The organism is Mycobacterium sp. ZZG, from assembly GCF_054786995.1.
The window spans coordinates 1-16,739 of sequence record NZ_JBTBFV010000083.1; the positions used below are offsets into that span (position 1 = coordinate 1).

The following is a 16,739-nucleotide window of genomic DNA, read 5'->3' on the forward strand; positions in this document are numbered from 1 at the left end:
CCCAACGGCTACTGCCAGGACCTAACCCCCGATCGGGCCGAAGCGCTCTACTACCATCGCCAACGGCACCCTCATGCCGAGGAGGCACTCAGATAAGAGAACCTCCCGACATGCCGGGGCGGATCAGACACCGGCGGACACCCAGCGACCTTCCATGGGCCTGGGCCTCTCGCAGCTAGCCCGACTCAAAGGTGTATCTACGGGGGAAGTTCTAGGAGTTCAGGTGAGTCTCCAACATCAAACCGGGCTGATAGGTCGTTCAGGCATAGGGAACGGCAGGGTGAATTCGGAGAACCAACGCAAAGGGTGCAAATTGACGCCGCCCGCTAGTGACTCGGTGGCCTCCGGCGGCAGATCGTAGAGCGTCAGTACGTCGTGATCCTGAAAGAGGACCTCGGACAACTGATCCCATGATCCGCGTCGCACCTGGCGTGGGCGGGCGGCGGCCTGGGCCCGTCGCAGGGCGAGGTGAAGAACCATTTCTTCGCCCGTACACCGGGGGATGGGCGCCCCCCAGAGGCGGGTGTCGGCTGCCAAGCGGTCGGCGGCAGCGGCCAGTTGGTAGCGCCACAGCCGCGACTGCCCGAAGGTGACCGAAGGCAGCGTCGCAAGCACATCGAGCTGGCTGCTATTGACCGGGGTGACGGGAGCTGAGCCAAGGGCGTCGGCGTCAGATCGGATGGCGGCGGCAATCTCGTCGGCCGCGTTAGCGATGAGGGTCGCTTGCCGAGAGGAGATTAGCTCGACGATCTCGCTGTACTCCTCGTCGTTCTCCATCAGGGCCAATTCCTCGTCGTCAGCAGCGCGTGTTCCCCACGGGTCTTCACCGCTGGCAGCGTCCGTGTCCTCGGGGATTCGGCAGTCGAGCGAGGTGTAGGGATCGACGCCAGCGGACGTCGCCACCAGTTCGTCGCTGTCTCCAACGAAGTAGGTCAGCTCGACGGTCAGAATCTGCCACTCAGGTGCAGTCTCCCGATGGCGGTCCAGCACTGCCCGATAGTCATGGCGTGCATAGGCGTCAACGGCTGCCTGATCTTCGTCGAGACCACACTCGATACCGAGCCGGGCGGCGGCTTTGAGGGCGGTAGCTTCGTCGGGGTAGGCCCAAAGATCCAGACGGCGGTAACCGCTGTAGCCGCGGTGCGCCACAGTCCAGATTCCCGGTCCGCGCGCCCACTCGTGCACCCGGTTGTCCGCCCGCCCTGAGAAGCCTTCGGCGACGATCACGTTATGAATGAACGCTGCGCCAGCGGTCCTGGGAGTTGAATCGGCGGCGGTGGCACGATCGGCGTCCAGATAGCCGGCATCGTGTAGGGCTGCATCGAGTATCTGCTCATACGAGCAGCCAATCTGGACCGCTGCTGACTTCAAGTTCTGTTGCGTTGGAAGAGACCGTATTTCGCCAACCCGCCATTGCCGCAGCGCCTGACGGCTGATGCCTATCCTGTCCGCCAGGCCGCCGATGCTAGCGCTGTGGCGGCGCAGGTACTCATCGATGAGGCGGCCAAGATGGCTGGATGCCGGGGAAGTCACGAATGTCAGTCTGCTCCTCGTACGCAACCCATGGCAAGTGTCAGTTACCATATTTGGAAACCGCTACTTTACATAACCTAGTTTATCGGCAAATCGGTTGTGTAACAAAGGAATTCGTCTTATTGACCTGCCAGAGTTCAATTTTCCGTGTGTCCGATCCCACTTGTCGGAGTAATGGAGACCACGCGGGCCTCCCCGTCGGCCAGGCGGCGCACGATCGCCAACCGGGCCGAGTCGGAGAGGCTGTGAAACAGTGCCACCGCGGCATCCAGATTCGAACTCCCCGAGGCGCTGCCGGTGAGGCAGCCGTCCGCTTCCACCTTATTCATCGCCATATGACGATGATAGCCGGTCAGCAGCGATACTTCGAGGCCGGGTCTGGGACCGACGTCTCCGCCGCGCCGTTCGTCGTCGGGGCCATGGACTTCACGGCGCAGCCGCCGTTGTGGGTGAACGGGTAAATCATCTGGCGCAGGTAACTGCTGGGGTAGTCGGGCTTGGCGGCCATGCCCAGCTGGGTCGAGTCGAAGCGGCGGGTGGGGTCGTAGGAGAAGGTGCGCATCAGGTGGTCCCACACCAAGGTGAACAGCCCGAAGTTGACATCACCGATGCCGGCCCATTTGAGGTGGTGGAAGCGGTGGCCTTCGTTGAGGGCCAGCACGTACTTCGCCGGGCCGATGCGGTAGTCAGCGTTGGAGTGCTGCAGCAGCAGCTGGATCGCCACCGCCAGGGCCAGAGCGGAGGCCACGTCGACGGGCAGCCCGATCAGGATCAGCGGTGCCACCCCGGCGGCCATCTCCACGGTTTGGTGCAGCGGGTGTTTCATCAGACCGTTGAGGCCGTAGAAGCGGGTGATGCTGTGGTGCACCGCGTGGAAGCGCCACAGGAACCCGACTTTGTGGCTGGCCAAATGCACCACGGTGATCCCGAAATCGGCAACCAGGACCGCGGCCAGGACTTGTGCGACGAATGGCCAGCTGTGCGGCCACAACTGGGGTGCCGGGACGATCGCGGCCAGCAGCGGGATGGCGGCGACGCTGGCCAGGATGAGGGTTTCGTTGACCGCGACGTGGATGCGGTCACGGGTGCTGTCGGCGCGGTCGTGGTTCCACTGCGGGTCATACGGGATGACCCGCTCCACCACGAACGCCGTCGCGATCGCGGCCGCCAGAATGATCAGCAGCCAGTACTTCGGTGCGCCGGCGGCGGCCACGGCGATGCCCGCACCGTTGAGGCCGATCAGCAGGAACGGCACGTAGCCGTAGCGGGCCACCGCCTGGACCGCAGTGATCACCCTCGTCAATGGCGGAGAAGAAGTCGTACCCATGCCCTGAATCGTCGCGGCCACCGCCGCGACGAGGCTTGAATGATTCGGCTACCCGCTGTCGAGATCCCAGGACACGTGTCGGCTCAGCACCGAGGGTGGCAGGCCAAACATCTCACGGGTGGTCCGGGTCAGGTGAGCGCTGTCAGCGAACCCCGCCCCGTGCGCGGCGCCGGTCAGATCATCCCCGGCCTGCACGCGGATGATCGCGATCCGTAACCGCGTCCACAGCACGTACCGCCGCAGCGGGATGCCGACCTGCTCGGTGAACAGATGCGTTAACCGGCTCGCCGAAAGGCCAACCAGGGCAGCCAGTTCCGTGCCGCTGACCGGTCCCGCCGCCACCAGGTCGGGCAGCAGCCGCAACGCGTCATCGATGGCGGGATGCCGCACCGCGGTGCCGTTGTCGGCCGTGGCGGGCGCCAGGTGCGCAATCAGCTCGTCCACCACCGCGGCCAGCGCGCGTCGACGGGTCGAACTCAGCACCGGGGTGACGATCCACCCGGACCGCACGGCACGGGAGTGTGCGGCCTGTCCCGGCGCGGACTCCGGCTCCAGGAACACCACCGTGCCCGCCTGGGCGCCGACCTCGATCCGGTGCGGCGCGTCGGCGGGCACGACCACCTTCGTTCCCCGGTGCCGCGCGCCGTGATCATCGAGCACCGTCAGCGCCGTTGTCGCGGTGATGACCTGCACCGCATGGTGAGCGTGAGCATCGGTGGAGCCGATCGACCCCGCGAAAGCCAACACCCCCGGCCGCAGCAGCGCCGCCCCACCCCAGCGCGGTCCGGCCGCTGCATCACCACCACGCCTATTCATCGTCACTAAACGATGATAGCGTTCGCCATAGATCGTTTATGGGCGATGCCACCGATGAAGTCCGATCATCCGGACGCTGTGGCGGCCTCGGCCTTGTGAGTGGAAGGAGTCCTGCGAGTGTTGATGAATCGAGCGGAAACAGCCCTGATTAACTCGCCGCCTCGGCGCTGGCTGCAACGCCTCTATGAGGTGCCGGTACTGCTGAGCTTCGGCGGTCGGCTTCCCCCAGGCAGCAGAGCCCTCGAAATCGGCTGCGGATCGGGCTACGGCTCGCAGCTGATGCTGCAGCGCTTCGGCGCCGCGCAGGTCGACGCGATCGACCTGGACCCGGCGATGATCGCGCGGGCCCAAGCCCGGCTCGCCCCCTACCGCGACCGGGTGCACCTGGCCACCGGCAGCGCCACCGATCTGCGGGCCGCGCTCAACGCCGACGACGGCAGCTACGACGCGGTGTTCGACTTCGGGATCATCCATCACATTCCCGACTGGCGCGGCGCGGTCGCCGAAGCCGCCAGAGTGCTCTCCCCCGGTGGGCGGTTCTACTTCGAAGAAGTCACTTCACACGCTCTCAACCGCCCCACCTACCGGCGGTTGTTCGACCACCCCACCGAGGACCGGTTCACCGCCGAGGACTTCCTCGACCAGATAGGCCGACACGGCCTGGTCATTCTCGGATCGGTGACCCGCATCCAGGGCGACTATCTGCTCGGCGTTGCCGCCAAGCCGCTTCCGGGCCGTCGCTGATGGCCGCCGCGGCGCTGGCCCTGTTCGTGGTCATGATGCTGCTCGCCGGGGCGCTGCGCACCCTCATCCAGCGCCGCCGCACCGGTGACAGCGGCAACCGGCGCACACTGTCACCGCGCGGCTCGCTGGGCTGGTCAGCACTCACCGCCACCGACCTCGGCTACCTCATGGTCGGTGTCGGCGGCCCGCTGGCGCACTGGCTGGGCTAACGCCCATAAGCACGCTGCAGCACCCTTCCATTCACGTGCTCGGCGTGGTCCTGGCGGTCCTCGGCATCCTGGCCACCTTCGGCGCGCAGATGGCGCTGGGCGCGTCCTGGCGCATCGGAGTGGACCGAAGTGAACGCACCGCACTCGTTACCAGCGGCCCGTTCCGGTGGGTGCGCAACCCCATCTTCACCGCGGTGCTAGTCACCCTCCTCGGCCTAGTGCTCATGGTTCCCAACCCCGTCGCACTCATCGGCTGGGTCATCGCCCTCACCGGCATCCAAACGCAAGTACGACTGATCGAAGAGCCCCACCTCCACCGTGCCCACGGCGAGACCTATACCCGCTACGCCGCCGGCGTCGGACGGTTCCTGCCCGGCCTGGGGCGCCTCCGTATCCGGTCCGCGTGACCATCGGAACGCACAAGTCTTGGCTCGCAAGAGCGCGCGGACTGAAAAGGCACACTGGTGAGGTGAAGCGGCCCAGGACCGATATTCGAACACCGGTGCCGCCGGCACCGATGTTGGCTACCGCGGGACGACCTCCGGTGGGTGATGACTGGATCGTCGAGCCCAAATTTGACGGGGCTCGATGCGCTGCGCGGATCGGCGGTGGGCGCGCTGAGTTATTCAGTCGCCAGGCCAACAACGTGTCGGCTGCCTTTCCCGACGTGGTGTCGGGGTGCTCGGCATTGAGCGGACGTGACGTCATTCTCGACGGTGAGATCGTCGTGTTGGACGACCGGACGCGACCCAGTTTCCAGCTGCTTCAGCGGCGTTTGCCCGTGGCAAGGCCTCCACAGTCGCTGCAGCGCCGCTTACCCGCGCGCCTGGTGGTCTTCGATGTTCTGCACTTAGACGGCCATGACCTCACGAGCCTCCCATATCGAGAGCGTCGCGGAATCCTTCAGGATCTCGATTTCGCCGTAGCCGCGCCCGCGCTGTCGATGTCGCCGGCCTGGGCTGGGCTAGATGGGCGCGACGTCCTCAAAGCCATGGTCGATGCTGGGATGGAAGGTGTCGTGTGCAAGAGGGCCGGCTCCTCTTACTGGTCGGGTCGGCGGAGTCGGCAATGGATCAAAACGCCCTACCGCCATAGCGGCCATTTTGTGGTCGGGGGCTACGCCGCCTCAGCAGCGGGTGCAGTAAACGCATTACTGGTCGGCGCGTACGACCAAGCCGGCCACTTGACGTATTGCGGAACCGTCACTATCGGGTTCACCGACCGTGCACGCCGCGACATGGGGGCGGCACTCGCTCAATTACGCCGGGTGGTTTCACCTTTCAGGTCCGTTGCTACCTCATTGGATGAGAGCCGCATATGTTGGGTTGAGCCGCTTGTGGTGGGACGCGTCGAATTCCGCGAGTACACCGGTCGGCTACGACACGCGGCGTGGAAAGGCGTAGTCGCTGTCGATGCCGACGCTGTATGCGTGCCGGCCCTGACCTAAATCTCAGGACGACCTGTTCAGGGCTGCGATGAGTTCTCTGTTGGCGGCGCGGGCGGCGTCGAGTTCGCCATCTCGCTGCTCCAGCTGTCGTTGCAACGCCAGGTTTCGTTGTTCGAGTCCGGTCACTTGCCGTTGCAGTGCATCGATGTCAGGTGCAGCCCCGAGGCCGGATTCGCGCCACGCCTGCTCGCCGAGGACCTCGGACAGCTTGCGTTCCAGCTGCCGGTTGTGGGCGGCCATGCGGGCGATCCGCTGCTGAGTGTTGGCCAGGTCGGCCTTGAGTGATTCGCTGGTTACGGACGCTTGCTGCTGTCGACGCGGGGGCGCGACCTGCGACTCGTGTATTTCGGCGAGTAAATCGGGGTGGCGGTATAGGAAGCTGCGGTCCACGCCGGCGGTTCTCGCGATCGAGGCGACGCTCAACACCAGGCCCTGATCGTGGGCCTGAGCCAACGCGAGTCTGACGCGTTCACGGCGGCGGTGTGAGTCGGCGCGTCGGCCGTTGATCATTGCGTCGGTCACCGTCATGCCGTTCTGTCGGGGCGAATGGTGGGGACGGGTTGGCGGATGCCGGGCATGTTGAGGCTCGTGACGCCGTTTCGGGCTCGTCGGACGACGCTGACAGCCTCCTCGATCTGTGCGCGCTCGGTTTCGGAGAGTTCGTCGACACCGGCTTTGATGCGGGCGATGAGGCGGCGGATCCGCGCGATCTCCTCATCGGAAGGTGTCGCCTCGTTTCTGGCCCATTCATCGGCGTTAAGGAAGCCGAGCAGCTTCTCGCGTGTCCGGAGCAAATCGGCGAGGTAGCTCTCCAGATCGGGCAGATAGGAAACGTCGGTGCTGAAGTGAGCACACCCGACGCAGCGGAATCGGACAGGGCAGTCCTGGCCCCCTGCTGCGACGTTGGTTGGTTCACTACACATTCCGTAGGGGACGGCGACTTCGCCGACCGCCCTTCGGAGATGCTCGGAGTCCAAGAGGCGCTTGGCGTTGCTCCACGTGCGGTTGCCGTGCCGGTCGAACTGCATCGCAGTCACCCGGTCGACGGCATTGCGCCGCCGCAGCTCTCCAACGCGGTAGTAGCCCTGTGTCGTGATCAGATTGAGGTGGTCCATCAGTTCGCGCAGCACATCGATCGGAACCCCGGCATCGGCATGCCTTTGGGCATAGGTGTGTCGGTAGGCGTAGGGGAATATGCGGCCCTTGTCGAACGGCATCGTGTCGGCCGCGCGACCGTCGTCTGTCGACCGTGTTGACACCAGCACGTCGGGCAGGGAATCAACCCGGGTCGTCGAAGAGCCGAAACCCGTTCCAGTGGCGAGACATCAAGCGCCGTCCCGGTCGCAAGGTGCTGAACTCCTGAACGTTGACGACGTCGCGATCGCGGTAGGCCACGACGTACCAAGGGCGGCTGTCGATGTCAGCGCGTGCCTGTGCATCCAGGGTGGAGGTCATGGTGGGCATTCTGCTCCTTCGGTATGACAGCTGCGCGGCGGTGATTCGTCACCGTGACGTATTAGTGCGTGGGCAGGGGCGTGGTCGAAGAGGAAGGCCGACCTCGGCCTAGGGGGATTTGAAGACATCGTGGTCTCCGACGCGGCGCCACCGACAGCGCAGTTCGGCGTTGACGGTTACCAATTCGAAGGTGGCTCGCCCGTCGGGACTGGCGAACGACCACGTCATTTCCAAGATGCCGGGCGCGCCGTGCACGGCCTTGACGCGCAGCGACCGCGGCCATGGGGTCCCCGGATCGGCGGCGTAGGCATCGCAGGCTGGGACGAACTTCGTCTTCACCACGTCGCGGAAGGCCGTTCGGTGCTCAGCCTTGAGCTTGCGGTAGTCCGCATCGAACGCCGGTGTGGTCTCGAACTTCACGACTCGGGCTCGGCCTTGGCCCGCGCTTCGTCGGCCTGGGCGTCAAGCTGATCGAGATGGTCCAGCAAGGCGCCGCCGTCGTCGTGAACGGTGACCCGCCCGGCCGCCACGTGCTCGTCGACTTCCTTCTCCCGCTGCTGCCAGCGCTCCTGCCAAAACCACCGTTGATCAGCCGGGATCGGTAGCACCGCCCGAAGCTCAAGCACCCCGTCCTCGCGCTCGGTGATCTCGACTTGAGCCCCCGATTCATCGAGGTGCAGCCGGCGCCGAACCTCGGCGGGCAGAGCAACGACACCGCGGCCCTGGACCGCCACGAAACCATGGAAAGCCATAGCTCCATCATCCCATAATGCCGTAATGCTGTAAAGCGGTAATTCAGCCAAGCGGCATTACCGATAAGCTCCGTTATGTCATGTAAAAGTCTCCGTTTTCATCAGATGAATCATTTCCGGCCCGATCGCCCCGATTGGCATGGGCGCCGTCATTCCGGGGATTCCAGGCGAAAGTCGTTGGCCCACTGAAGTTGTGGGTCAACACGACGGGCCTGCTACGCCGGTAGTTGCGCGGGGTCGCCTCGACGCGCTGATAAAAGCCTCCTGGAAGCGATGGCTCTACCTGCACCGATGTGGTAATGATTCATTAGATGATTCAATGATGCATCAGATGAGACAGCCTGGAGGCCGGTTTGCCTGTCGATAAGAGCGGTCGCGTGTACCTCGTCGGCTCGGTCCCCCTGCTGCATCCCGAGGTCCAAACCGTCGACGAGATGCTGGATGGGTGGCGCAACCAGCAACTATGTCGAAACCTCGATCACGACACGATCGCCGGTCGGATCGCACTCGTCCGCCGCTTCATCGCCGACACCAACGAGTTCCCTTGGTCGTGGACGCCGGCCATCGTCGAGGAGTTTTTCGGTGACCTCCGCAGCATCAAGGCTGTCAAGCAGTCCACCGTGCGGGGCTACCAGAACGGGCTGCGGTTGTTCTGCTCCTATATTGCCGATCCTGACTATGGCTGGGACCGGGTGTGCGAACAGCGCTTTGGTACGCACCCCGCGCAGGTGTTCTTTGCCTGGAACACCGCAACGCACGTCCAGGACAATGAGCAGTCCCCCGAGAAGCGGCCGTTCACCAAGCAGGAGCTGCAGATTTTCTTCGACCACGCCGATGATCAGGTCACGCTGATCGCCAACTCGAACAGGAAGGGGTGGCTGCCGGCCTACCGGGATTCGGTGATGTTCAAGGTCGCCTACTCCTATGGGCTGCGCTTCAACGAGCTGCGCCACCTGCAGACTGTCGACTTCTCCCGCAATCCCCATGCCGCGGAGTTCGGCCGTTACGGCGCGGTCCTGGTCCGCTACGGCAAGGCCAAGAAGGGTTCGCCGCCCAAGCGTCGCACCGTGCTGACAGTCTTCGATTGGACGCCGGAGATCATCGCCGACTGGCTGGCTCACGGCCAGCCCTACATCGACGACAGCATCGATCTGTTCCCTAGTGAGCGGGGCTCACTGGTCGCCGAGAACACCCTGCTGCGCCGGTTTCGGCGCTACTGCAAAGATCTCGGCCTGGCCGAGGGCCTGGATCTGCATTCGTTTCGCCGCTCCTACATCACCCACCTCATCGAGGACGGCTGGGACGCCAAGTTCGTCCAGGACCAGGCCGGCCACGAATTCGCCAGCACCACATCGCTGTACACCAGTGTTGGCAGCGACTTTCGGACCCGCACCCTGCGCCGCGTGCTCGACCAGACCATCAAGGATGCGCTCTCGCTGGGAGAGGAAACCTCATGAAACGCGAAGTCGACTACAGCTGGCGACTGGCCGAGCTCATGGCCGCTCATGGCATGCACAACAGCACCGACCTGATCCCCCGGCTCGCCGAGCGTGGGATACAGCTGTCCCGGCCCCAGGTGTACCGCGTCGTTCATCAACGGCCCGAACGTGTCTCACTGCAGCTGATGGCGGCGTTGTGCGACATCCTGGGCTGCGGCGTCGAAGACCTGGTCACAGTAACCGCCACCGACGTCCGCCGCCGCAAGACCGCCTCGGGCACGACCCCGCCCGCGCCGAACGTCGTCGAACTCAACAAATCGGTCCGACCACGGCGCGCCCGAGTCATCACCGATGACCATTGACCCAAAGCCCCGCTCGACACGACGTGGAAGGCCACCGGTCACTGATGGTGACCAAGAGTGCAGCAGGTGCCACCGCATGGCCAACAAACTGCGGGTGTATTGGCCCGGTGATCAGCTCTGCCACAGCTGCTTCTACGCCGCGATGCGCACGCATGGCATCTGCCCGCTCTGCGGCCACGATGGCGTCCTACCAGGACGCGCGAACCACACCGACCCACGGCCGGTCTGCCTGACCTGCTCCGGCATCCCCGGCAACTTCACCTGCCGGACCTGCAAACAGGAAGGCGAGATCTACCGCAACGGCGTTTGCGCCCGATGCGCACTGCGCGATGACCTCTGCCGGATCCTGTTGCACCACCCGGCAGACTCTGCCGCGATGGAGACCCTCATCGAAGTACTGTGCGGCGTGGACCGGCCCGAGAGCATCCTGACCTGGAAACGCAGCCAGAAGGTCCTGGAAATGCTCGGCGGGATCACCTCCGGCGCAATACCACTCACCCACGACGGCCTCACTGCAGCGGGCCGCGGCAAACACATCGGCCACCTACGATCGATCCTGGAGCACCATGGACTGCTCCCACCACGAGACGAACACCTGGCACGCTTCGAAGAATGGTTGAGCGCCAAACTGGGCGCCGTCGCTTCACCGGCAGTCCGCGCACCGATTGAGCAGTTCGCCACCTGGCACCACCTACGTCGGTTACGCAGTGAGTCCCAGCCCGGCCAATCATCCGACGGACCGAAGCGATCCGCGAAACAAGAGATCACCGAGACCATCAAATTCCTCACCTGGCTCGAGAACACCCATGGCCGCACCGCCGTGGACTGCACACAGCACGACGTCGACGAATATCTCGCATCGGGACCCACCACCCGCCACTTGATCAGAACATTCTTCGTCTGGGCCAAGAGCAGCAGGATCAATACCGGAGTGCAGATCGGATTCCGGCAGGCCAGAACAACCCCGACAATCACCCAAGAACAGCGACTGGCCTGGCTCAAGGAACTGCTCACCGGCAACGCCGAAAGCCTTCCCTATCGCGTGGCCGGCGTCCTCGTGCTGCTCTACGCACAACCACTCACCAAAATCGCTGCCCTGCAGAGCACCGTTATCTCCCAAGCCGACGGGCAAACGCTCATCGCGCTGGGCAAACAGCCCATCCCGGTGCCCGAACCGTTCGCCTCACAGCTCAACTACCACCTTCGCCATCGACCCAATCTGCGCACCACCGGCGGAGCCGTCGGCACCCCCTGGATGTTCCCCAGCAGCAGACCGGGCTGGCACCTGGACCCACAAACGATCATGCACCGGCTTCGATGGGTGGGCATCAACACGCTGGGCTCACGCAACACCGCGTTGAAGGAACTCGTCGCCCAGGTCCCCGCTCCCCTGGTCGCCGAGATGCTCGGATACAGCGACCAAGTCACCCAAAAACATGCTGCGGACGCCGGCAACACCTGGGCCGCCTACGCATCCACCGCACCCGAACGGAGCAGCGTGATTCCTCCGCGACAGCAGCCGCAGCCTGTTCCTCACTTTGCGCACGCTGACAACGGTGACCAACTGACCTTAGACCTCACCGATGACGACATCGACGATGGTGCTCCCCCAGCCAGTCCCGTTCAGGCTCTCCTCGATGCCCTTGATGGCGCAGCGGACACCGTCACGCAAGCACGGGCCGCTGTCACCGCAGCCGAAGAGGAACTCGCACAGGCTGTGCTACACGCCTATCGCTCCGGGTTCACTTGGACGAGAATTGCTGCGAGACTGGGTATCTCGCCGCAGGCTGCACACCAACGGTGGGCGGCACGGGCCCGCAACCCGGCCGAGCACGACAGGCCGGGCAACGCTCACGACACGCAGGATCCGTAACGAACTTGGCCCTCACGCAGGACCGCGGTGATCGCACTACATGTGGCCGCTCGGCGGGATCATCTACTGGCAGCAATTCGGGTCGAGCACCACACACAGTGCTTGCAGGGCTTCGGGTTTCACCCGGTGAAAGACGTTCATGCCACGCCGATCGGAGATCACCAGGCCAGCCTTGCGGAGCTGCCCGAGGTGATGGCTGACCGTGGATTCGGCCAGGTCGAGTACCGCGGCCAGCTCCCCGCTAGTCTCCTCCCCAGGGCGCGAACTGAACAGCAGCGACATGATCTTCACGCGCATCGGATCAGCCAGGGCCTTCAGGCGCATCGCCACCTCCAGGGCGTCGGCGTCGCTGAGCGGTCCGGCGGCCACCGGGGCGCAGCACACCGGGGCGGACATGTCGATCACGGGCAGCGCTTTGGGCATGACATCCATCCTGCCACAATTCTTGACATATATCGAAAAGGTGGCATGCTGAGCACTGACGCGTCAGTTCGATATATGTCTCATCAGTGGTTGGAGGCCCATCATGTCCCGTGTTCAGTTAGCGCTCAACGTCGATGATCTCGACGAGGCGATCACGTTCTACACCAAACTCTTTGGCGTTTCCCCCGCCAAGGTCAAGCCCGGTTACGCCAACTTCGCGGTCACCGAGCCGCCGCTGAAGCTGGTGCTGCTCGAAAACCCAGGCAAGGGCGGCACCATCAACCACCTCGGGGTCGAGGTCGAATCCAGCGAGACGGTGCACGCCGAGATCGCCCGCCTGACCGGCGAAGGGCTGTTCACCGATGAGGAGATCGGCACGACCTGTTGTTTTGCCACCCAGGACAAGGTCTGGGTGACCGGCCCGGCCGGAGAGAAATGGGAGGTCTACACGGTGCTGGCCGACTCCGAGACATTCGGCACCAATCCCCAGCTTCTCGCCGAGGGTGAGGCTGCCGAGGGTGGAGTCTGCTGCGGCGGAACTGCCGCCGCCGACGCGGAGCCCCAAGCGGCGAAGACGTCGGCCTGCTGCTGAGCGGGATCCGCGCCACGACACCAGGGGCCCACCATCACACGATGGTGGGCCCCTGGTCATTGGTGGCCTGGCTTGACGGCTAGTTCGATAAGTATCAATATTGATGTATGTCGAAATCATCTGATCCGGTCGACGACGCGTGCTGCCCACCCGGAGCACTACTGGGGGAACCCCTCTCGGCCGCAGAGGCCGCAGATATGGCAGTCAAACTCAAGGCCCTGGCCGATCCGGTTCGGCTGCAGTTGTTCTCGGCGATCGCCAGCCACGCCGGCGGCGAGGCCTGCGTCTGCGACATCTCGGCCGGGGTGGAGGTCTCCCAACCCACCGTGAGTCATCACCTCAAGGTGCTGCGCGACGCCGGCCTGCTCACCTCGCAGCGTCGGGCCTCGTGGGTGTATTACGCGGTGGTGCCCGACGCACTGGCCAGCCTGGCCGTGCTACTCGGCGCGACGTTGGCGGGGGTGCCGGCATGACCGACACCAGCACTGCGCCGCCGGTCGTCGGCAAGCTCTCCACCCTGGATCGGTTCCTGCCGGTCTGGATCGGCGCCGCCATGGTCGCCGGCCTGCTGCTGGGCCGCTGGATCCCCGGCTTGAACACCGCGCTGGAAAGCGTTCAGCTGGACGGTATTTCACTGCCCATCGCCCTGGGCCTGCTGATCATGATGTATCCCGTGCTGGCCAAAGTCCGCTACGACCGCCTCGACACCGTCACCGGAGACCGCAAACTTCTGCTCTCCTCGCTGGTGTTGAACTGGGTGCTCGGCCCGGCGTTGATGTTCGCGCTGGCCTGGATGCTGCTGCCCGACCTGCCCGAATACCGCACCGGACTGATCATCGTCGGGCTGGCCCGCTGCATCGCCATGGTCATCATCTGGAACGACCTGGCCTGCGGAGACCGCGAAGCCGCCGCAGTCCTGGTGGCACTCAACTCGATCTTCCAGGTCATCATGTTCGCGGTGTTGGGCTGGTTCTATCTGTCAGTGCTGCCTGGCTGGCTCGGCCTGGAACAGACCACCATTTCGACTTCACCGTGGCAGATCGCCAAATCCGTGCTCATCTTCCTCGGCATCCCACTGCTGGCCGGCTACCTCTCTCGCCGGATCGGAGAAAAGACGAAAGGCCGCGACTGGTACGAGGCCAAGTTCCTACCCCGGATCGGGCCCTGGGCGCTCTACGGGCTGCTGTTCACCATCGTGATTCTCTTTGCCCTGCAAGGCGATCAGATCACCAACCGACCCCTGGATGTGGTCCGCATCGCCCTGCCCCTGCTCGCCTACTTCGCGATCATGTGGGGCGGTGGCTACCTGCTCGGCACCATCTTGGATCTCGGCTACGAGCGCACCACCACCCTGGCGTTCACCGCCGCCGGCAACAACTTCGAACTTGCGATCGCCGTGGCGATCGCCACCTACGGCGCCACCTCCGGCCAAGCCCTGGCCGGCGTCGTGGGCCCGCTGATCGAAGTCCCGGTCCTGGTCGCCCTGGTCTATGTCTCGCTGGCGCTACGCAAACGATTCCACCACCACACCCCCCAACACCTGCCCACCGGCTCGACGACGAGAACGGAACCCACACCATGACTGACAGCCCCGTCACTCACCAACTGCGCGACGACCTCTCGATCGACCAACAGCTCGCCTTGAAGACCGCGGCGACCCGGCTGCACGGCGAGTTCGATGGCACATTCGGCACCGAGACCATCGAACGGTTCCTCTGCTCGTCCTACGACCAATTCGCCGGTCGCGCCACCATTCCCAACTTCCTGCCGCTGCTGGCCGAACGGTTCGCCCGCCAACGCCTGCACGCCCTGGCACGGGTCGAAGGCAAGATCAGCGACGGCAAGCCCACCGTGCTGTTCCTCTGCACACACAACGCCGGCCGCTCGCAGATGGCGCTCGGTTACTTCACCCATTACGCCGGCGACAACGCGATCGCCTGGTCGGGGGGTTCTGAACCCGGAAACGAGATCAACCCGGCCGCGATCGCTGCCATGGCCGAGGTCGGTATCGACATCACCAGTGAATACCCCAAACCCTGGACCGACGAAATCGTGGCTGCCGCCGACGTTGTCATCACCATGGGCTGCGGGGACGCCTGCCCGATCTTCCCCGGAAAACGCTACGAGAATTGGGAACTGCCCGACCCGGCCGGCCAAGGCCTCGACGCTGTGCGCCCAATCCGCGACCAAATCGACCAACGCATCCACCAACTGTTGGCCCAGCTGAACGTCGCAGTCACCCCGTGACCATCGCACCGCACGAGCATCCGTCGCGATGATCCGCAGTCAACATCAGGTGGCGCCAATGACCGCCGACCATGCCGATGCCGTCCTGGCGATCTACCAAGCCGGGATCAACACCGCAAACGCCACCTTCGACCTCAATGCTCCGGACTGGGCAACCTTCGACACCGAACACCTCCCGGATCACCGCTTCGTCGCCACCGACTCCGACGGACACGTCATGGGATGGGCTGCCGCTGCACCTGTCTCATCACGGTGCGTGCATGCCGGGGTGATAGAGCTCAGTGTGTATGTCGCCGAGCACGCTCGCGGCCAAGGTATCGGGACACTGCTGCTGCAGTCTCTGATCTCCTCCAGCGAGAACGCCGGAATCTGGACCCTGCAAAGCCAGGTGTTTCCCGAGAACACCGCCACTCTCGCCCTTCACCACCGGGCCGGATTCCGCGTCGTCGGCGTGCGCGAGCGCCACGGCCGACACCACGGCCACTGGCGTGACGTCATCCTCCTCGAGCGGCGCAGCCCGCACATCATCTGACCGCCCACAACGAAGGAGAACACCCGGTGACCAACTCACCCCCAACCGTCCTGTTCGTCTGCGTCAGCAACGCCGGAAAATCAGTGATGGCAGCAGGACTCATGCACCACATCGCAGGAACAGCCATTCACGTCGCCTCGGCGGGCACCCACGCCAAGACCGCCGTCAACGACCTCTCAGCGCAGGCATTGGCCGAAGTTGGCGTCGACATCAGCGGCCACCAGCCCGTCCAACTCACCGATCAGATGCTCGACGATGCGGACCTGGTGGTCATCGTCGGCACCCAAGCCGAACTCGGCAACCACCCTGGCACCACCATCCAGCGATGGGACACCGACGAACCCTCACTCCGCGGCATCGACGGAATCGAACGCATGCGAATTATCCGCGACGACATCAACACCCGCGTCCAGAACCTCGCCGCCAGTCTCAGCGACTAGCCATCCAGACAGAGCCGCAGTGACAACTCGCCTCCCGGTGTTTCGCGGGAAGGTGCTCGACTCAGGTGGTGGGGCTTGCGGGGTAGGCGTGGACCAGTGCGCTCGATAGTTTCGGAATGGCGTGGGTGAGGGCGTGTTCGGCGTCGTGGGCGATCTGATGGGCGTTGGTGAGGCTGGTGGACGGGTCGATGTCCAGTTCGGCGTCGGCGTGGATGCGGTGTCCGATCCAGCGCATTTTGACGCTGCGCACAGCGGTGACACCGGGTTCGGCGGCCAGCGTGGTCTCTGCGGCGGCGACGAGTGCGGGGTCGATGGCATCCAGTAGGCGTCGGAACACGTCGCGTGCGGCAGTGCGCAGTACCGCCAAGATCGCCACGGTGATGAGCACGCCGATGATGGGGTCGGCCAGCGGGAAGCCTAGCCCGGATTTTTCGCGGAAGTTTGCGTTCGATGGGGTGTAGATACGCGAAAGTGCCTGTCCTGCAAGGAATAATTGGACTTCTCTAGGGTTCAATCGTTCCAGCGGGAAGGCACCTCGCAGGTGAAGA

Annotated in this window: 21 protein-coding genes and 3 pseudogenes; 13 read left to right on the forward strand and 11 right to left on the reverse strand. The window is 64.4% G+C overall.

Annotation, left to right across the window (positions count from 1 at the left end; translation table 11 throughout):
- Positions 1 to 237: 237 nt before the first annotated feature.
- The 4 genes and pseudogenes from ACXMYJ_RS26715 to ACXMYJ_RS26730 all read right to left on the reverse strand — a co-directional run bounded on the left by ACXMYJ_RS26715 (position 238) and on the right by ACXMYJ_RS26730 (position 3,676).
- On the reverse strand, positions 238 to 1,533 hold the full coding sequence (locus tag ACXMYJ_RS26715; RefSeq protein WP_460359310.1) for a helix-turn-helix domain-containing protein: 1,296 nt from the start codon (positions 1,531 to 1,533) through the stop codon (positions 238 to 240).
- Positions 1,534 to 1,679: 146 nt separating this feature from the next.
- Positions 1,680 to 1,868: pseudogene (locus ACXMYJ_RS26720) on the reverse strand (transcriptional regulator); the annotation flags it as partial.
- A gap of 17 nt (positions 1,869 to 1,885) precedes the next feature.
- Positions 1,886 to 2,860 (reverse strand): sterol desaturase family protein, encoded by a 975-nt coding sequence (locus tag ACXMYJ_RS26725; protein ID WP_062660283.1) that lies wholly within the window; start codon positions 2,858 to 2,860, stop codon positions 1,886 to 1,888.
- 48 nt (positions 2,861 to 2,908) lie between these two features.
- Complete coding sequence (locus tag ACXMYJ_RS26730; RefSeq protein WP_419125625.1) at positions 2,909 to 3,676, reverse strand: helix-turn-helix domain-containing protein; 768 nt, start codon at positions 3,674 to 3,676, stop codon at positions 2,909 to 2,911.
- Positions 3,677 to 3,799: 123 nt separating this feature from the next.
- Between ACXMYJ_RS26730 and ACXMYJ_RS26735 the strand changes: the two genes are divergently transcribed.
- From ACXMYJ_RS26735 to ligD, 4 genes are all read left to right on the forward strand, one after another.
- Positions 3,800 to 4,420, forward strand: a complete 621-nt coding sequence (locus tag ACXMYJ_RS26735) for a class I SAM-dependent methyltransferase (protein ID WP_419125579.1) — start codon at positions 3,800 to 3,802, stop codon at positions 4,418 to 4,420.
- Positions 4,420 to 4,629 carry a hypothetical protein gene (locus ACXMYJ_RS26740; RefSeq protein ID WP_460359311.1) on the forward strand — a complete coding sequence of 70 codons (210 nt, stop codon included), beginning with the start codon at positions 4,420 to 4,422 and terminating at the stop codon, positions 4,627 to 4,629. The genes ACXMYJ_RS26735 and ACXMYJ_RS26740 overlap by 1 nt, the downstream gene beginning before the upstream one ends.
- 35 nt (positions 4,630 to 4,664) lie before the next feature.
- Positions 4,665 to 5,036: a methyltransferase family protein gene (locus ACXMYJ_RS26745; RefSeq protein WP_460359312.1), complete on the forward strand. Its 372-nt coding sequence runs from the start codon at positions 4,665 to 4,667 to the stop codon at positions 5,034 to 5,036.
- Positions 5,037 to 5,146: 110 nt separating this feature from the next.
- Positions 5,147 to 6,076: a non-homologous end-joining DNA ligase gene (gene ligD, locus ACXMYJ_RS26750; protein ID WP_460359316.1), complete on the forward strand. Its 930-nt coding sequence runs from the start codon at positions 5,147 to 5,149 to the stop codon at positions 6,074 to 6,076.
- A 3-nt stretch (positions 6,077 to 6,079) separates the two neighbouring features.
- On the opposite strand, the gene ACXMYJ_RS26755 is transcribed toward ligD, so the two are convergent.
- The 5 genes from ACXMYJ_RS26755 to ACXMYJ_RS26775 form a co-directional block, all read right to left on the reverse strand.
- Positions 6,080 to 6,604, reverse strand: a complete 525-nt coding sequence (locus tag ACXMYJ_RS26755; protein WP_115282133.1) for a DUF6262 family protein — start codon at positions 6,602 to 6,604, stop codon at positions 6,080 to 6,082.
- Positions 6,601 to 7,293 (reverse strand): transposase, encoded by a 693-nt coding sequence (locus ACXMYJ_RS26760; protein ID WP_460359313.1) that lies wholly within the window; start codon positions 7,291 to 7,293, stop codon positions 6,601 to 6,603. The genes ACXMYJ_RS26755 and ACXMYJ_RS26760 overlap by 4 nt, the downstream gene beginning before the upstream one ends.
- A gap of 61 nt (positions 7,294 to 7,354) precedes the next feature.
- On the reverse strand, positions 7,355 to 7,531 hold the full coding sequence (locus tag ACXMYJ_RS26765; RefSeq protein WP_460359314.1) for a hypothetical protein: 177 nt from the start codon (positions 7,529 to 7,531) through the stop codon (positions 7,355 to 7,357).
- Between the two features lie 108 nt (positions 7,532 to 7,639).
- Positions 7,640 to 7,951: a hypothetical protein gene (locus ACXMYJ_RS26770; protein ID WP_073682041.1), complete on the reverse strand. Its 312-nt coding sequence runs from the start codon at positions 7,949 to 7,951 to the stop codon at positions 7,640 to 7,642.
- Positions 7,948 to 8,283, reverse strand: coding sequence for an AbrB/MazE/SpoVT family DNA-binding domain-containing protein (locus tag ACXMYJ_RS26775; RefSeq protein WP_073682040.1), 336 nt, complete (start codon positions 8,281 to 8,283; stop codon positions 7,948 to 7,950). Before ACXMYJ_RS26775 ends, ACXMYJ_RS26770 begins: the two co-directional genes overlap by 4 nt.
- Positions 8,284 to 8,636: 353 nt before the next feature.
- On the opposite strand from ACXMYJ_RS26775, the gene ACXMYJ_RS26780 reads away from it, so the two are divergent.
- From ACXMYJ_RS26780 to ACXMYJ_RS26790, 3 genes and pseudogenes are all read left to right on the forward strand, one after another.
- On the forward strand, positions 8,637 to 9,740 hold the full coding sequence (locus ACXMYJ_RS26780; protein WP_033725362.1) for a tyrosine-type recombinase/integrase: 1,104 nt from the start codon (positions 8,637 to 8,639) through the stop codon (positions 9,738 to 9,740).
- Entirely contained in the window at positions 9,737 to 10,084 is a 348-nt protein-coding gene (locus tag ACXMYJ_RS26785) for a helix-turn-helix domain-containing protein (protein WP_033725363.1), read from the forward strand. Before ACXMYJ_RS26780 ends, ACXMYJ_RS26785 begins: the two co-directional genes overlap by 4 nt.
- A 76-nt stretch (positions 10,085 to 10,160) precedes the next feature.
- Positions 10,161 to 11,561: pseudogene (locus ACXMYJ_RS26790) on the forward strand (hypothetical protein); the annotation flags it as partial.
- A 459-nt stretch (positions 11,562 to 12,020) separates the two neighbouring features.
- Here the strand turns inward: ACXMYJ_RS26790 and ACXMYJ_RS26795 are convergent.
- On the reverse strand, positions 12,021 to 12,380 hold the full coding sequence (locus ACXMYJ_RS26795) for an Rv2640c family ArsR-like transcriptional regulator (protein ID WP_033725383.1): 360 nt from the start codon (positions 12,378 to 12,380) through the stop codon (positions 12,021 to 12,023).
- A 103-nt stretch (positions 12,381 to 12,483) separates the two neighbouring features.
- Here ACXMYJ_RS26795 and ACXMYJ_RS26800 point away from each other — a divergent pair, with 103 nt between their 5' ends.
- From ACXMYJ_RS26800 to ACXMYJ_RS26825, 6 genes and pseudogenes are all read left to right on the forward strand, one after another.
- A complete protein-coding gene (locus tag ACXMYJ_RS26800; RefSeq protein ID WP_033725364.1) occupies positions 12,484 to 12,972 on the forward strand; it encodes an ArsI/CadI family heavy metal resistance metalloenzyme in 489 nt (162 codons plus the stop codon).
- A 107-nt stretch (positions 12,973 to 13,079) separates the two neighbouring features.
- Positions 13,080 to 13,445 (forward strand): ArsR/SmtB family transcription factor, encoded by a 366-nt coding sequence (locus tag ACXMYJ_RS26805; RefSeq protein ID WP_033725365.1) that lies wholly within the window; start codon positions 13,080 to 13,082, stop codon positions 13,443 to 13,445.
- Positions 13,442 to 14,488: pseudogene (gene arsB, locus ACXMYJ_RS26810) on the forward strand (ACR3 family arsenite efflux transporter); the annotation flags it as partial. The gene ACXMYJ_RS26805 and the pseudogene arsB, both read left to right, overlap by 4 nt.
- 62 nt (positions 14,489 to 14,550) lie before the next feature.
- Positions 14,551 to 15,219, forward strand: coding sequence for an arsenate reductase ArsC (locus tag ACXMYJ_RS26815; RefSeq protein WP_033725367.1), 669 nt, complete (start codon positions 14,551 to 14,553; stop codon positions 15,217 to 15,219).
- A gap of 58 nt (positions 15,220 to 15,277) precedes the next feature.
- Positions 15,278 to 15,751: a GNAT family N-acetyltransferase gene (locus ACXMYJ_RS26820; protein ID WP_088304394.1), complete on the forward strand. Its 474-nt coding sequence runs from the start codon at positions 15,278 to 15,280 to the stop codon at positions 15,749 to 15,751.
- Positions 15,752 to 15,837: 86 nt separating this feature from the next.
- Positions 15,838 to 16,191, forward strand: a complete 354-nt coding sequence (locus ACXMYJ_RS26825) for an arsenate-mycothiol transferase ArsC (RefSeq protein WP_044524883.1) — start codon at positions 15,838 to 15,840, stop codon at positions 16,189 to 16,191.
- A gap of 61 nt (positions 16,192 to 16,252) precedes the next feature.
- Here ACXMYJ_RS26825 and ACXMYJ_RS26830 read toward each other — a convergent pair.
- The coding region (locus tag ACXMYJ_RS26830; protein WP_460359315.1) for a cation diffusion facilitator family transporter at positions 16,253 to 16,739 on the reverse strand (487 nt) is incomplete at its 5' end.

Excerpts from the sequence above, each read along its gene's own strand:
- ACXMYJ_RS26725 (WP_062660283.1), bottom strand. The coding sequence starts at position 2,860 with ATGGGTACGACTTCTTCTCCGCCATTGACGAGGGTGATCACTGCGGTC.
- ACXMYJ_RS26730 (WP_419125625.1), bottom strand. The coding sequence starts at position 3,676 with ATGAATAGGCGTGGTGGTGATGCAGCGGCCGGACCGCGCTGGGGTGGG.
- ACXMYJ_RS26735 (WP_419125579.1), top strand. The coding sequence starts at position 3,800 with ATGAATCGAGCGGAAACAGCCCTGATTAACTCGCCGCCTCGGCGCTGG.
- ACXMYJ_RS26740 (WP_460359311.1), top strand. The coding sequence starts at position 4,420 with ATGGCCGCCGCGGCGCTGGCCCTGTTCGTGGTCATGATGCTGCTCGCC.
- ligD (WP_460359316.1), top strand. The coding sequence starts at position 5,147 with ATGTTGGCTACCGCGGGACGACCTCCGGTGGGTGATGACTGGATCGTC.
- ACXMYJ_RS26755 (WP_115282133.1), bottom strand. The coding sequence starts at position 6,604 with ATGACGGTGACCGACGCAATGATCAACGGCCGACGCGCCGACTCACAC.
- ACXMYJ_RS26760 (WP_460359313.1), bottom strand. The coding sequence starts at position 7,293 with ATGCCGTTCGACAAGGGCCGCATATTCCCCTACGCCTACCGACACACC.
- ACXMYJ_RS26765 (WP_460359314.1), bottom strand. The coding sequence starts at position 7,531 with ATGACCTCCACCCTGGATGCACAGGCACGCGCTGACATCGACAGCCGC.
- ACXMYJ_RS26775 (WP_073682040.1), bottom strand. The coding sequence starts at position 8,283 with ATGGCTTTCCATGGTTTCGTGGCGGTCCAGGGCCGCGGTGTCGTTGCT.
- ACXMYJ_RS26785 (WP_033725363.1), top strand. The coding sequence starts at position 9,737 with ATGAAACGCGAAGTCGACTACAGCTGGCGACTGGCCGAGCTCATGGCC.
- ACXMYJ_RS26795 (WP_033725383.1), bottom strand. The coding sequence starts at position 12,380 with ATGCCCAAAGCGCTGCCCGTGATCGACATGTCCGCCCCGGTGTGCTGC.
- ACXMYJ_RS26800 (WP_033725364.1), top strand. The coding sequence starts at position 12,484 with ATGTCCCGTGTTCAGTTAGCGCTCAACGTCGATGATCTCGACGAGGCG.
- ACXMYJ_RS26805 (WP_033725365.1), top strand. The coding sequence starts at position 13,080 with ATGTCGAAATCATCTGATCCGGTCGACGACGCGTGCTGCCCACCCGGA.
- ACXMYJ_RS26815 (WP_033725367.1), top strand. The coding sequence starts at position 14,551 with ATGACTGACAGCCCCGTCACTCACCAACTGCGCGACGACCTCTCGATC.
- ACXMYJ_RS26820 (WP_088304394.1), top strand. The coding sequence starts at position 15,278 with ATGACCGCCGACCATGCCGATGCCGTCCTGGCGATCTACCAAGCCGGG.
- ACXMYJ_RS26825 (WP_044524883.1), top strand. The coding sequence starts at position 15,838 with ATGGCAGCAGGACTCATGCACCACATCGCAGGAACAGCCATTCACGTC.